This is a genomic window from Phycisphaerae bacterium, assembly GCA_024102815.1.
Classification (GTDB): Bacteria; Planctomycetota; Phycisphaerae; order UBA1845; family UBA1845; genus JAGFJJ01.
The window spans coordinates 35,647-51,166 of sequence record JAGFJJ010000079.1 but is presented as its reverse complement, the minus strand read 5'-3'; the positions used below and the strand labels follow the sequence as shown (position 1 = coordinate 51,166).

The window sequence follows — 15,520 nt, the reverse complement described above, 5'->3', positions numbered from 1 at the left end:
TTACACTCTGTCACGAACGGCCTCCGTGCCTCGGCATGATTGCGTTGGAGCAAACCCTATCATACCAGGTTCGAAGGCCTTCCTTATGCGCGAATCAACGTCAACTCATGAAATATCCGGGCTAGGGGCAATTTTCCGGCGCCGCAAACGGATACGGTTTCAGGCTGAAGGCATTCACGACCTGGAGAATATCCAGCCCGTTAGCAACTTCATCGGGCACCTGCGGATTCACATCCACCCAGGAAATGTGCGGCGCATTGGGATCTTGCGCGAATTTCTTCAACACCGCAGTGATATCAAAACCGTTTACCGTGCCATTCGGCGGCGTCCATGCGCCGGCACCCGAATCGAAGGTTCCCACGACGTCTCCCCAGAATCGACCACCACTGGGTTGTGGAACCGTACGCAGGTAGAGGGCGTCCGAGAAGATCTGCCCATCGGCCGAAGTGCTGATCTCATATCCGTGATCCGTGGCAATTTCGCAATCTGCGACGAAAACGATCGGCTCGTCCCAGATGCGCACCACGGCAGCATCGGACACTCTCGCGATGCCGTCCGCATCGGGCGTATCAATCCAGCCCAAGGCACCCCCGTTCGGTCCAGACAACACTAGGCGGAAGGCGACCTCACTCGCCCCATTGTTCGGCACGAAGGCAAGGTAGCGATTCTTCGGTGCGTCGTGGGGCGATGGTCCGTCCAAAGGCGGGTTGATTGGCAGCGTGCCCTCAATCTGCCGAATGCCGACGGACTCCACGACCTCAGGAACACCTCCGGCACGCCGGGCACCGGCCGAATCCACGAAGGCAAGCTGCGCGTCGTAAAGCGTTCGGCCGACGTTGCCGAGGATGTTGGCGCTTACCGAGACCGGCGTCGACTGCCCGACGGCAAGCGACAGCGTTCCAATCACGGGTTCCCCTGGAGGCAGTCCATTGAGGCTAACCGGGGCCGGGGCGGGATGGTCCGTCGAGTCTTCCGCAACTTCGACCACGCGAATCGCATAGTCGAGTTGGCCGTCCCCATCCGATTCGTTTGTCAATGAGAACGCCAATTCAAACGGCTGCGCCGCCCGGGCGGTGATGATATCCGGAAGATCGTTACGCTTGATCCCGCACCAGAGGTTGGCGCGATACAGCTTGCCTGCACACTGGAACGAATGTCCCGTATCAATATTCGTGGAATTCAAGGCGTAACAGGCCGTTTGCCCCGGAGTGAGCCCCGGCGGCGCCGTGATTGTTACGGAGAAGGTCGTACACTGCCCCGCGGCAAGGCTCACGCTTCCCGATGAAGGGCTGAAGACCGTCGGGCCGGCAATCGTGCAGTCCGGAGGACTGGCCGGTAGTCCAGCCAAGGACCAGTTGTAACTGTGCGTGGACGTCGAATCATTGCACAAGGTGAGGTAAGCGACCTTGGTCGATTGGTTGACACAGTACGAGACGCCGTTGGGGTTGTGGCATTTATCCTTGCACTTGCCAGCATTCCAGGCACGATAGATGTTGAAGACTTCCGCTCCGGTGATTGCCCGCCGGAAGATTTGCACCTCGTCAATATCGCCGTCGAACAGCGCGGGGGAGGGTAACGTACGGTCGCCAATTCGCAGCGACGAGCCGTTTGCCAAGCCCAGGTAGCGCGGCGTGGGATTGAACGTCGAGACGGCCGTGCCGTCAATGTAAAGCGTTCCGCCATTGGGCTGGTCGCGGTCCACTGTCACGGCGACGTGGTGCCACTGGCCGTCCGCCACATTGGTCGCCGACGAATCCAAGAACGACGTAACGCCTCCACCGAAGAATAGCGCCTGGTCGGCGAGAGTCAGTTGCAGGACGCCGTTATTCAGACTGAAGTCGTAGCCGTTGGCAAATGTCCAGAACCAGAAGCTGCTCACGCCCCATTTGTTGACCATGGGACGAGTTCCGGTCGATTCGCACGTTCGAATCCACGCGTCGATCGAGAGGTCCTGAGGCACGCAATTCTGGAAGAAGAATGCGCAGCTCGTGGTAAAATCCAGAAGGTTGTTGTCTGGCACGAGAACTGTGTCGTTAACGCCATCGAAGCGCAAAGCATTGGCGACACGCCCTGGCAACGGCTGCGGGCCGTTCGTGTGGGTTCCGTCGAGATTATTCGAAACCTCGTTGGCTGTCGGGCCGGTCGTCTCGTCCAGCGGCCACCACGCTGCGAGATTGGTCGGTGGTTTGACGCAGGGCAGGCAGGGAATCTCTACGTCGCCGATCTGCATCTTGTCGGAGGAAAGGTAGTTGCCGTTGAGGTCAATCAGCACACTGTTAAACGCGCCGCCGCCCTGTCCCGGCGTATTCTGGAGCCCGTAAATGTACTGCGGACCATATTGCAGCGCATCGCCCGTGGCCCAAACGGTACCATCCGTCTCGTAGTCCACGCCGCCCGCGGCGTTACTCACGATGCTACCGAAAAGGAACCCAATGTCGAAGGTGTGACCGGAGGGCACCCAGCTCGATCCATTGAATCGGTACTCGAGCACCTCCGAGAGGTGCGCACTCGGCGACGTGTTGTCGTACATCGATCGCTCGCCGATGAGCATGCACCCATCGGTTGAGAACGCCAAGTCGGATGGTGGGTTTGAATAGTCGTACGTCGCAAGATCAGGGATCGTGACCTCAAGCTGCGGCGCGCCGGAGAAGTTCCCGCCCACGAGCGCGACGCTCCAGATCGTGTTGAACGTGGAAGTCGAGTACCGGCCCCAACCGCCGTCTTCCGCCCAGACTCCGTAGTAAACGCGCCCGCCATGCACATCGACGCCCCACAATCGCTCACCCAGGGGCGCGTATCCGGCGGCGCCATTGTCCGCGGTGCCGGGATCAAACGTGGATAGGATGCTCCCAGCCGCATTGAGGCGGTAGATCTTTCCGTCTTCGAAATTCGTCACGAAGAACTGGCGGTTGGCGCAATCGTAGGCGATGTTCCCCAGTCCCGGACCCGTGTTTGGCAGAACCGCGAACGTGCTGATCGCGGCCGTCACCGCGTCAATCTTGTACACCGCTCCGGGACCGCCGGCGCCGAACGTATCGGAATAGTAGGAGGTCGAAGCGGTGACGTAAATATTCCCCTGCCGGTCGAGCGCGACGCCGAAGACGTTGCCAAGATTGGTCGCATTCCAACTTGGATGCGAGTACCGCGCGGCGCCGCTCCAATGTGTATTGAGCGGCGCGCTCGCCTTGTTCTTGACGTCCAGGATCCAGAGCCGTTCCTGCCCGCTCGAGGCAAAATCCGTACCTGTCGCCACGGCGACCGGACCTGTAAACCCGGCGTACAACGGGTCGTTGAATCGCGGCGGACGCTGGCAGCAGTCTGCCGTGCCGCACGAGGGTGCAGGGTCCGTGCAGGGATCGGGATTGCAGACCGAATCGTCTCCACCGTAGTAGCCGAACAATTCATTGCACTGCGTCGCTGTCAGAATCTGGCAACTGCTTCCACCAAATCCGTCCGGCACACAACAAGCCCCAGTGCCTTCCTGACACGGGTCGGGCGTACAGGCAATGTTGTGGCCGATGTAGCTTCCTCCCTGGTTTTCGCATTCGTCCAGGGTAAGAACAACGCAGCTCGGACCATCGCATAAATCGCGCAAACAGCAAGCACCCGTCGGCGGCGGGCACTCTACGTCCTCGCATAGTACGTTGTCGCCCAGATAGAGCCCCGGAATCTGCTCGCACTGCACTTGCGTAAGCTGGACGCAGAACGAATTGCCGCCGGGGCCGTTGGCGATACAGCAGGCGCCGAGTATGTCCGAACCACAAGGCGGACAAGTGTACGTTATGATTCCGGTGGTCGGATCACCGCTCATCTGCGGCTGTGGGCATGGAATTCCCGCCTGGCAGCCTCCCACGCAGGTCACGGCTTGCGTCAGCGGATCAACCACCGGCCGGCACTCCATGTCACCCACTTCGTCGCACAGGCATTCGGCGCTGAGATTGTTGTTCGCATCCTGGAAGATCTTATCAGGAACGCAGGCGTCGTAAGGCGGCGGACAGGGTCCGCTGCAATGCGCCGTGCATGTGCCCGCCAGGCACGGGTTACATTCGGAAATGAATGTGCATTCTGCCGGATCTGAGGCACCCAGACATTCGCACGCATACGTAATCGTGCCATCCAGGTTGCCCTTGCCGACGAGCGTGCATTCCTTGGTCGGGTCGCCGCAGGGCTCGACACATCCGATGGTATTGGTTGCGGGGTTGAACTCTACGTGGCATTCCGGCGTACCGCAGTCGCAGCAGGAGATGGCCACGAAGTTGCCGAATTCATCAGCGACGATCTCTTTCGGGTAGCAGGTGTCTGCGGGATCCTGGCAACCGCCTGTGCACGACTGCCCGGTCGGGTCCGGCTCGCACGCGGCAGGACCGGCATCACACGTGCAGGAGTAGGTCGTTGAGTCATCCGGGTTCGTGACCGTGACTAGCTCGCACGGACCGCTTCCGGCCGGGCAGGTTCCCTGGCATGCGGCGCCATCGGGGCCCATCTCCACGCGGCAGGGGTCGGCTGCCGGCTCAACGCAATCACATATTGCGGTCGTGGTCCCCAATTGCAGCGAGGTCGTCACCGACTGCGGAACGCAGGCGTCCGATTGCGCCGGACAGGGGCCGGTGCAATGCGATGAGCAGGTTCCCGGATTGCACTCCGTGTTGCATTCGTGGATCCAATCGCATGTCCCGGGATTGGCCGGGTCCTGGCAGTCACAAATGTAGCTGATCGTTCCGTCGAGATTGCCGCGCCCGACAAGCGTGCAGCTGCCGGCGGCACCGCAGTCGTTCTCGCAGTAGATCTGGAGCGTGGCCGGCTCGTACGCCACGTGACAACCCGTCGGCGCACATTGGCAGCACGTAATGCCGACGAAATGGCCGTTCGCATCTGCAAGTATTTCTCGCGGCGAACAGAACTGGTCCGGCGTACCGCAGTTTCCCTCACAAAATAACCCATCGGGACTGGGCGCGCACATTGGCGGGTCGACCGCCGACAGGTCCACTTCGTCGACAAAATAGTAACCCCACGAAATGCCGGGCTGGCCGCCGCCTACGTTCTGGGTCGTCGTATTCGAAGCGCCGTTGAAGTTTCCGATGACAAGATGGTCTTCACCTCCGGCCGCCACAAACGTCCCTGAGACCAGTTGCCAGCCGTTCTTGAGCGTGATCGGACCGGAGTTGTTCACAACCTGGGGCGTCACCGCGATGGGTGTCGTGATCGGTTGATAGCCGACGGGCCCCGCCTGCACGTACGCGGCCAGTTCCGCCACGGCGGTGTCGCAGTTGTCACATAGCGATACGTAGAAAGAAATCTGGTACGTTGTCGCGGCTGCGAGAGGTGAGGATAACTGCACCTCAATGTATTCGCGGTAAGTTGGGTCGAAGTTGTCCCAGGCGAAGAAGCCCGCGTACGCCTGCCCGCTGAACGCCGCTTCCGCGCCGAAGTTGTTGGTGGGGACATCGCAGAAATTCGGTGGTCCCTGGCAGGCGTTGAAGTAATCGGACGTGCCGTTGGTCGGCGTTGACCAGTCGTCTACGAACCCGCCTACCTGGCTGCAACTGGTCGGGCAGACGGTGTAGTTTTCGAAGTCGGCGTTCGGTACAAGATTCGGTGCGGCCGAGGCAGCCACCGATAGTATGGCAACGGATGAAATGCAAAACCGAACAACGCCAGGAAAGTCCACATTCCTCGCCATGACTCACTCCCTCATCGATCTGATTGCGTCTGCCGGTCTCGCGGTCCGGTAACGTCGCCTTGTAACCAATTTAATAGAAAGCACTTACGCATGATCCGTGAATCAACGCAGGACCAGACGGATTGCGATATAATGCGCAAGCGGGTGGGGCACGGGCGCTCCTCTCCACAAGACAACGCACCGTTTCAGGGCTCCACGGCTCAATTCTCCCGTCGAGCTCCGGCAGGCCAGGCATGTCGAACGCGATCGTGACGCAGATGCTCGGGAAGCTGTCGGCTGGTGATGCCACCGCCGCGGAGCGGCTCCTGCCCTTGGTGTATGATGAATTGCGCGCCCTTGCGGATCGCTTTCTTCGATCCGAACGGCCGGACCATACGCTGCAGGCGACGGCGCTGGTTCACGAGGCCTTTTTGCGCCTGGTCGATCAGCACGAAGCAAGGGTCTCGGATCGCGCCCATTTCTATCGCATCGCCGCCCTGGCCATGCGTCGCATTCTCGTGAACCATGCCAGAGACCGAGGACGCATCAAACGGGGAGCGGGGGCACACAAACTGCCGCTCGATCATTTTGAGCCGTCGGTAGAAATGCCGGACGTCGATTTCGAGGCCCTTGACCGCGCGCTCGACAAGCTGGCTGCGATTGACGATCGCAAGGTCCAGGTCGTCCAACTGCGTTATTTTGGTGGTCTGTCGGTGGAAGAAACGGCCGAGGCCCTCGGGCTTTCCGTTGCGCAAATCAAAAGAGACTGGGCACTTTCGCGTGCCTGGTTGCTCAGCGAGCTTCAACGTAATGACGCCCAGTGCCTCTGATCGGTGGCGACGTCTGGAGGAGCTCTTCAGCGAAGCGCACGCGGCGTCGGAAGCCCGGCGCCAGGAACTGCTTTCTCTGATTGAAGCGGAGGACCCGGCGTTGCGGCTCGAACTCCTGTCGCTTCTCGATGCCGCTGCAACGACAGATTGTTTTCTCGACCACCCCCCGATCGGACCTGTTCTGGCCACCGTCGAGGGCCGGAAGATGTCGCGCCTCGATGCCGACCTCGCCGGCGTTCAGTTGGGGCCCTATGCCCTTACACGCATTATCGCGACGGGCGGCATGGGCACCGTCTATCTGGGCGAGCGCTCCGACTCCCAATTCGCACAGCGCGTGGCCATCAAGATCATGCAAACGCCGGGCGGCCCCTCGAGAAAAGCCGAAGTCCTCCAGAGGTTTCAACGGGAGAGGGAGACACTCGCTCGTCTAAGCCACCCCAACATAGCCGGCCTTATCGATGGAGGCACCACGCCGGACGGCAACCTGTACTTTGTGATGGAGTACGTGGACGGGCGACCTATCGACGAATACTGCGATGCGCTCATCGTATCGACCTTTCATCAGGGTTCCGCCCGCCTGCAGAACCGCCCAAAGCTCGAGCTGTTCCTGGCCGTCTGCTCGGCCGTGGCCCACGCTCATCGTCATCTCGTCATTCATCGAGACCTCAAGCCCGGAAACATCCTCGTGACGTCGGAAGGCACACCGAAGCTGCTCGACTTTGGCGTCGCCAAGCTGATCGGAGATGAATCGGGGGAACGAAGCCGGCTGGTCACCGCCGGTGGAGAGTTCCTCGGAACAGTCGCCTACGCAGCTCCCGAGCAGGTGGCTGGTGACAATGAGACAATCGACACTCGGGCCGATGTCTATGCACTCGGGTTGATACTTTACAGGTTGATCATTGGCGAACACGCTTACGAGCTGCATGAGAATCTCGAACGTCTCGTTCATCGCATCGTGAATGAAGAGTTGAGAATTCCGAAGAAACCGGCACATCCGCTCGACGACGAACTCGAAGCAGTAATCCTCCAGGCGACTGCCAGGGATCGACATCGACGCTATGCCTCCGTAGACGCGCTCCAACGTGACATACGACGCTACCTCGACAATGAGCCCGTTGAAGCACGAGGCGACAGCGGCTGGTACCTGCTGCGAAAGACAGCGCGCCGCTACCGCACTGCCATCGCTTCCAGCATCGTGATCGTCGTTCTGGCCTGTCTGCTCTCGATAACGATGACCGTCCAGGCTCACCGAATCGCCCATGAACGCGATCGGGCGAAAGTCGCGGAGCAAAACGCGGTGGAATCATCCGGGCAGCTGGCCCGCTCTCTCGTGCTTAGCGACATCGAACGCGGCAGGCTCATGGGCGTGACCGGAAACACCGTCCTCGCCGAGCAGCTTCTCTGGCGTGCCTACTTTCGGTCACTGGATTTTCCCAACGCGAGAAACGGCCCGTCGAATGCGATGCTGCCGGCGAGCGCACCGTTGTCGGGCTTTGACCCCCAAGATGCCCTTGCCCGCCGGGCGTACTGGGCACTGTGGGAGCTTTACGCTCGTCAGCCTTGTCGAGCGACATTCACCCTGCCTCACGGCCGGGCTTTGTCCCTGGCGATGAGCCCCGACGGCCAGCGCTTTGCAATCGGGGACGAGCGCGGATGGGTATCACTCTGGACAGAGTCTGGCGATTCCCCGCTTTGGGCAGTCCGCGCTCATGATTCCGCGACCGCAGTCTGCTTTAGCGCCGACGGACAAATAGTCGCCTCTGGAGGTGAGGACGGCCGTGTTGCTGCGTTGGATGCCGACTCCGGTGCCGAACTTGTATCACTTGACTCATACCCGTCCGCTGTGTTGGCCGTTGCATTTCGCATGGATGGTTCTGGTCTCTTTTCTATTGCACGCGATGGCACTTTACGAGAGAGCGATCTGCAGCGGATTGGCGAAATGCGCGAGGTTAAGCTGATAGCGGCACTCCCTGCCATTTCACCCGACGGTGAGCCAGTTGCCGAGAGCCGACCTGAATCTCCGGCGAAACTGCCGACACTCTATTCCGCGGCCTTTTCGCCGGACAGGACACGGATTGCCACCTCCCACACAGATGGAAGTCTTCGGCTTTGGGATCTTGAAACAGGTCAATTGCTGAGAGAGCTCTCGGGGTACGTGCGGGGCATCACCGCATCCGCGTTCTCAAACGACGGCCGCTGGCTCGTCGGCGGCGGGCGCGATCACGTGTTGCGCCTTTGGGATATGGAATCTTCAGCCCCGCTTGATGCAATTCACGGGCACACGGGAATTGTCGTATCTTCCGCCTTCTCGCCGGACAATCGTGTCCTTGCCACTGGCGGTGATGACAAGACAATCCTGCTTTGGTCGATGCCAAACCTTCAGCGCCTCGCGTCGTTCACCGGACATACGGCCGCCATTTCCAGACTGGCGTTTCTTGAATACGGCGGGCGACTCGTGAGTGTGTCGTACGACCAGTCTGCCAAGATATGGGACACGGCTCCCTATCGCTGCTACCATCCCCTTGCAGGTCATACCACAACGGTGATGACGGCGAGCGTCAGTCCGGACGGTACGCTGATCGCCACCGGTGCTGCGGCCAAGGATGCCAGGGTTGGAATCTGGGACGTCCAAACAGGAATGCCCCGGCATTTCTACACTGGACACAGCAACGCCATCTCCGGTGTAGCATTCAGTCCGGACGGAAAGATAATAGGTTCAGCAGGCTATGACGGGATCGTGCAGTTGTGCGACCTCCAATCCGGGCAATGTCGGCAGATAACCGATGACGCACCTTATGCCCTGTGCGCAATTGACTGGCACCCGGATGGCCATGCATTCTTCACGAGCGGGAACGATGGGAGGCTTATCCAGTGGGATCCGTACTCCGGCTTGACCGTTGCCGTTCGCTCGCACCCGAATGAGCGGGCTCCCGCCGTTGCTTGCAGTCCCGACGGCAAATGGGTCGCCGTCGCGCTCTGCTACGGGCGTGAAGTGATTCTTTACGACGCCGACACGCTCACAGTCCGTGGGAAAGCCACGGCGGATGACATTGCCCTTCGCTACATCAGATTCTCGCCCGACGGGACGTTGCTAGCGACCGGCGGCGATGACCGTACCATTCGGCTCTGGTCGGTTGGCACACAAGGGCTGAGCGGTCCGGTAGCCAAGTTTGAAGGGCATCGCCAGGACATATTCGCTATGGACTTCTCTCCAGACGGACAATGGCTCGTCTCGGGAAGCAGGAATGGAGAAATCAAGATCTGGAACCTTCAGGATCGCGCGTGTCTGGCCACATTGGATGGTCAGACCGAGATGATCTTCACCATCGCTTTCCTGCCGGACTCCCGGCACATTGTTTCGGCAGGTACGGGCGGCGCCCTGGGCATTTGGTCGCTGGATTACTATGGCGATCACATCGTTGCCAACCGCCGATATTGGAAGTCCCGGCTCGCTGAGCAGAACCAGCCGTAAAGCTCATCCTTCACCTGGAAATCCGGTGGGGATCGGTCACGGGTCCTTGGGGAAAGACGCCTCAAGATCACGTGTCCCAAGTCGACATCGCTGCCCTGGGGGCGGATTCGGCTTACCGCCGCTGAAGTGCCAAGGTTCTGCCACAGGGTCTCTGTGCGCGCCGTATTATACGAGAGGGCCGTGGCAATGAGATAGGATTCGATTCGTACCGTTTCATTATTCGTATGCAGCATTCCGGAGCGCTTGCCGGACTCTTGAATTCCCGGCCTTCTCTCGAGCGTATTGCAGCAATTGACTGCGTATCTCTTAATGTGCAGGTGATGAATCTATCTTATTCTGACGTCGTTCTTCGACTTTTCATTTCTCGGTGAGGATCTTGCGGGCTGCGGCAAGTGCAAGCGTTACAGGCGTGTCGTTTGCGCTTACGGTGATCGACTGGGCGGCGGCGTCCACAGCAAGCACGGTTACGCGGGCGCCTGGCTTGAGGCCGTGCTCGGCCGCAAACAGTAGAAACGGCTCCTCCTGGTCGGCGATTCGCGCTATGGAAACCCTGGCACCGGCGGTACAGTTGGAAAGCGGTTCCGCACGAGTATTGCGGAGTTGGCCATTGCAATCCGGAATGGGGTCGCCATGTGGGTCCGCGTCGGGTCGGCCCAGAAAGTCATCCAGAGCCTCCAGTACCCGGGGAGATATGGCGTGTTCAAGTCGGTCGGCTTCGGCGTGAACGACCGACCAGTCAAGTTTCAGCGTCTCGACGAGAAACGTCTCAATCAATCGATGGCGCCGGATAATGTCCACCGCCGCTCTTGTTCCCTTGGCAGTGAGAGACACCCCGCCAAACCGCTGGTACCTGGCCAGCTTGGCTGATGCGAGCTTCTTGGCCATCGCGGTGGCCGTGCCCGTCGTCACCCCGACGATGGCCGCCACACTGGTCATGCCAGCTTCGCCCGTTGGGGACTCCCGACTAAGCGTGTAGATCGCTTTCAGGTAGTTCTCCACCGTCTCGCTGACCACGATGTCCTCCCAATTGCGGGCGTCCGAACGTGGGGCACCTGGAGTCGCGCCACGCGGCTTGACTTCGTCTAATCAAAGATTATACTTCGATTAGTCGAACTTGCAAGGTGGTGTGCTTTATTAGCACGACCAGCGAGGCCCCCGCATGCTTTTTCGGACGTGATGCTTGCGGAACGCGCTGGTGCGTATGCCGCGCCATGGCATACGACCCTTGCGGTGGCGGGACCGCGAAGTGTGATCAGGGGCAATCCTTACAAATGAGCGCTACCTCCCTCGTCCCGGTTGTCCTGGGGTTGGCGGTTGTCTTCTGGCCGCGCCTCGGGCTGCTCGCGCGATGGCGCAAGGCGCAGGAACTGGCCCGGCGTATCCGGCAGGAGGATGCGCTCAAGCACATACTCAAGAGCGAAGCCAACGGGCGCGTGGCGACCCTTGAAAGCATCGCCGGGTCACTGCAAATCACCACCAACTGCGCCGCACGCCTGCTGGAGGAGTTGGCCGCGCACGATCTGGTGACGTTCGAGAGCGGTCGTCTGCGTCTCCGGCCAACAGGGCGGGAGATGGGTCTCCACGTCATTCGCGCACATCGACTATGGGAAAGCTATCTTGCGGACCACACGGGTGTCGCTGAGGAAGAATGGCATGACCGGGCAGAGAGAAAGGAACATCTGTTATCCCGGGAGCAGGCAGACGCGTTGGCGGCCAGACTGGGTTTTCCCATGCAGGACCCGCACGGAGACGTTATTCCCGACTCGGTGAGCGAGCTCGAAAAGGTGCCGGGTCGGTCGCTCAACGGCGTGTCCCCTGAAACGCCCGTGCTTATCACACATCTTGAGGACGAGCCAGTCACCATCTATCGCCAGCTTGTAGCTCTCGGGCTGCGTCCAGGAATGCGAGCATTCGTCATTGAGCGATCTCCAATGCGCATTCGTTTCTGGGCGGACGGCAACGAACACGTCCTTGCGCCGGTGTTCGCCGAGAATGTCTCAGTACAGCCACTGCCGGAGTCGCGCGCGGCGGATCTTGTAGAAGAAAAGTTCCTTTCCGGCCTGAAACCCGGCGGGCGCACACGCGTAACAGGTCTTTCTTCCGCATGCCGCGGTCCGGAGCGCCGCCGGCTGCTCGACTTGGGATTCGTTCCGGGTACATGGGTTGAGGTGGACATGGTCAGTCCCGCCGGTGATCCGACCGCGTATCGTGTGCGTGGGTCGGTGGTGGCTTTGCGACGCGAGCAAGCCAATCTGATTCGAGTCGATTCTGAGGAGACCGAGATCCAATGAATCCCTCCAATGACGTTTCCTCGGTTGCCCTGCCCGGCACGGCGGCTACGGCAAGTGCCGCATGCGCGTCGTGCAGTGCTTATCGCGCGGCCAATCTCAAGAAGCTCGGGGTGGCGATGGGCAACTGGGACTATGTCGTGGCCCTCGCGGGCAATCCTAACACAGGCAAGAGCACGGTTTTCAATGCCCTTACCGGCTTGCGCCAGCACACCGGCAACTGGCCGGGAAAGACCGTGTCGCGCGCCGAAGGCGGCTACGCCTACGATGGGAGCCGGTTCAAGTTGGTGGATCTCCCGGGCACGTACTCGCTCCTATCGACCAGCCTCGACGAGCAGATTGCCCGCGATTTCGTCCTGTTCGGCCAGCCGGACGTAACGGTCATCGTGGCTGACGCCACGCGCCTGGAACGAAATCTCAACCTCGTGCTTCAGATTCTGGAAATCACGGAGCGCGCCGTCGTGTGCCTGAATCTGATGGATGAAGCCAAGCGCCACGGCTTCACCGTGGACGAGCGACAGCTTGCGCGGGACCTCGGCGTGCCGGTCGTACCCACCACGGCCCGCTTCGGTCAGGGAATGTCCGAGCTTCTGCGCGCCATCAAAGACGTCGCTGCTGGCGAGTTTGTCTGCCGGGCACAGCGGCTCGAAGGTGAGCCCTCTGCCATCAGACCGGCGCTGGTCGACCTGATGGCCCAGCTCAAAGCGGCTTTCCCTGAGCTGCCCAACCCGCGTTGGGTCGCGTTGCGTCTGCTCGGCGGCGACGATTCCATTGTAGAATCGCTGCGCAGTGGGCAGCTGGGAAGGCTAAAGACGGTTGCGAAATTGGAGCCGGCCTAGACGGCCTCTCGAGCTGCGCATGGAAACACTGAATACCACTTCCGAAAGCCCGCAGGCTACTGCGATCCTCGCTGCGACACAGCGATGGCGTTCGCAGATACCGGGCGATGTGCACGAGCACATCGTCGAAGCCCTGTACGATCAGGCTGCGCGAATCGCTGATCGGGCGATTTCGCGCCCTGGTCGAGCGGCACGGCCCACTTTCGACCGCACTCTGGACCGCATTCTGACCAGCAAATTGTGGGGCTTTCCCATCATGATTCTACTGTTCGCGGCCATGTTCTGGATAACCATCATGGCGGCGAATGTGCCTTCGAGCTGGATTGCGTGGATCTTGATGGATCAGGGACATCCGTGGCTCCGAGACCTGTTCGTTGGCGCAGGTTCACCGTGGTGGTTGACTGGTCTGATTGTGGACGGCATGTACCTGGGCACGGCGTGGGTCGTGAGCGTCATGCTGCCCCCGATGGCAATATTCTTTCCAATGTTCACACTACTGGAGGACTTTGGCTACCTGCCTCGCGTGGCGTTTAATCTCGACCGGCTTTTCAAGGCTTCCGGAGCTCATGGCAAGCAGGCCATGACCACGATGATGGGCTTCGGCTGTAACGCCGCTGGCGTCATCGCGACGCGAATCATAGACAGCCCGCGCGAACGGTTGCTGGCGGTTATTACCAACAATTTCGCTCTTTGTAACGGGCGCTGGCCGACGCAGATTCTGATCGCCACGGTGTTTCTCGGCGCGCTCGTTCCTGCGTCGCTGGCCGGTCTCGTGTCCGCCACGGCCGTGACCGGTGTCGCGCTGCTCGGCGTTCTGCTGACACTCCTTGTGGGCTGGGCGCTGTCGCGCACCGTACTCAAGGGGGAGGTCAGCACCTTCAGCCTCGAATTGCCTCCCTATCGGCCCCCACGATTTTGGCAGACACTCTACACATCACTGATCGACCGAACTTTGTTCGTTTTGTGGCGCGCGGTGGTCTTTGCGCTGCCGGCCGGCGCCGTCATTTGGCTGGTCGCCAACGTCCATGCCGGCGGCGAAAGCTTGGCCGAACACTTCATTCGTTTCGCAAATCCGATCGGCCTGGCTCTCGGCCTGAACGGCGTGATCCTGCTCGCCTACATCATCGCCATCCCCGCCAATGAGATCGTTATTCCCACGGTGCTTATGTTGACGGTGATGGTCACCGGCGCTCACGGTATCGGCAGTGGGGCGGGGGTGATGTTCGAACTGGACTCGAACGACGCGGTCCGCCAGCTCCTAACGGCCGGCGGCTGGACAACGCTCACTGCTGTAAACCTAATGCTCTTCAGCTTGTTGCACAACCCGTGCAGCACGACGCTCTATACCATCTACAAGGAGACTGGTAGCGCCAAATGGACCATTGTCTCCGCTCTCCTCCCTCTGACGATGGGCTTCGCGGTGTGCGGCTTGGTGGCGTTCGTCTGGCGGATGGTATCGTGACGGGAGTTCTTCGGCAGGCCACGTAACGAAGCGCCCGGTTGATATGGACGACCTCTCATTTGAGCCGTTCCGCTTTCGTACCGCCATCGAACCAAACTTGTGTTTCGGGATTGGTGTTCCGGACCATCAGGAGAATTGGACGCCGGCGCCGGACCGGTTGGAGGTAGCCCAGTCGATACACTTGGAAGTGGCGACCGGCTGCATTCAAGAATGCTTCCTGGGAATAGTTGTGGGAGCGGCCGTTAGCGCACTCACGGATATATTCCGGCGCTTCGTTGACACACAAGGGGCTTGCAAGAAGCACCGCGCCGCGGCACAGCCGTGCGAGGTGGGCCATGATCGGCTCATGGGCCATGGTCCTTGCATCGCACAATCTGCTTCCCCAGTAAATATAGTGATAGGTACTGATCATTTGGACAAAGTCGAAGGGGCCGCCAATGACTTCGACGGCCCCGGCGGCTTCGTCGAGCGTCATCCGCTTGAACTGCGCCTTTGACTCCAGTCCTACGCGTCGAGCGACGTCATTTGCCACATCGACAAAAGCAGCAACCGCGTCAATGCCGAAGGCGCGTTGGCATACCGGCTGCATGGCTTGGCGCAGCACGAAATAACCCTTGCACGACCCCACGTCCAGGAACGTGTGTGCACGCGCGGGATAGGCGCGGCTGAGCCGTCGCCAACGAGAACGAAGCTTCCAGCATGCATGGAGCTTTCCGGCAAGGACTCTATATGTATGGTTTTCGGGATACGTGTCCAAGCGCTTATTCAACGCCGCGAGATCATCGTTCACTTTGCCATGGATGCCGAAACGTATGCGAAGAGCCTTCCATGCCATGTCTCGCAATCGAAATTGCGCGCTACGATTTGTTCCCGTCACAGCGACACTCCGGATCTGCCTTCGACTTCGCTTGGCGGCGCGAGCCAACGCCGTGCTCCAGGCGAGAAGCCAAAGTTGATGACCACCGGGCCC

The 15,520-nt window shown here is 60.3% G+C and carries 8 protein-coding genes; 5 read left to right on the top strand and 3 right to left on the bottom strand.

From position 1 onward, the window contains the following. Nucleotides 1-121 precede the first annotated feature (121 nt). Entirely contained in the window at nt 122-5,680 is a 5,559-nt protein-coding gene (locus J5J06_20485; protein ID MCO6439474.1) for a hypothetical protein, read from the bottom strand. 233 nt (nt 5,681-5,913) lie between these two features. Between J5J06_20485 and J5J06_20480 the strand changes: the two genes are divergently transcribed. Both J5J06_20480 and J5J06_20475 read left to right on the top strand, forming a co-directional pair. Continuing rightward, entirely contained in the window at nt 5,914-6,489 is a 576-nt protein-coding gene (locus J5J06_20480) for a sigma-70 family RNA polymerase sigma factor (GenBank protein MCO6439473.1), read from the top strand. Then, nucleotides 6,470-9,961, top strand: coding sequence for a protein kinase (locus tag J5J06_20475; protein ID MCO6439472.1), 3,492 nt, complete (start codon nt 6,470-6,472; stop codon nt 9,959-9,961). The genes J5J06_20480 and J5J06_20475 overlap by 20 nt, the downstream gene beginning before the upstream one ends. A gap of 357 nt (nt 9,962-10,318) precedes the next feature. On the opposite strand, the gene J5J06_20470 is transcribed toward J5J06_20475, so the two are convergent. Then, nucleotides 10,319-10,975 (bottom strand): metal-dependent transcriptional regulator, encoded by a 657-nt coding sequence (locus J5J06_20470; protein MCO6439471.1) that lies wholly within the window; start codon nt 10,973-10,975, stop codon nt 10,319-10,321. A gap of 257 nt (nt 10,976-11,232) precedes the next feature. Here J5J06_20470 and J5J06_20465 point away from each other — a divergent pair, with 257 nt between their 5' ends. From J5J06_20465 to J5J06_20455, 3 genes are read left to right on the top strand one after another with little or no spacing between them, the layout of a single operon-like run. After that, entirely contained in the window at nt 11,233-12,252 is a 1,020-nt protein-coding gene (locus tag J5J06_20465) for a metal-dependent transcriptional regulator (GenBank protein MCO6439470.1), read from the top strand. Continuing rightward, complete coding sequence (locus tag J5J06_20460; protein ID MCO6439469.1) at nt 12,249-13,088, top strand: 50S ribosome-binding GTPase; 840 nt, start codon at nt 12,249-12,251, stop codon at nt 13,086-13,088. The genes J5J06_20465 and J5J06_20460 overlap by 4 nt, the downstream gene beginning before the upstream one ends. 19 nt (nt 13,089-13,107) lie before the next feature. Continuing rightward, nucleotides 13,108-14,550 (top strand): ferrous iron transporter B, encoded by a 1,443-nt coding sequence (locus J5J06_20455; GenBank protein MCO6439468.1) that lies wholly within the window; start codon nt 13,108-13,110, stop codon nt 14,548-14,550. A gap of 55 nt (nt 14,551-14,605) precedes the next feature. Here the strand turns inward: J5J06_20455 and J5J06_20450 are convergent, their stop codons facing one another. Next, nucleotides 14,606-15,385: a hypothetical protein gene (locus J5J06_20450; protein ID MCO6439467.1), complete on the bottom strand. Its 780-nt coding sequence runs from the start codon at nt 15,383-15,385 to the stop codon at nt 14,606-14,608. Nucleotides 15,386-15,520: the final 135 nt, after the last annotated feature.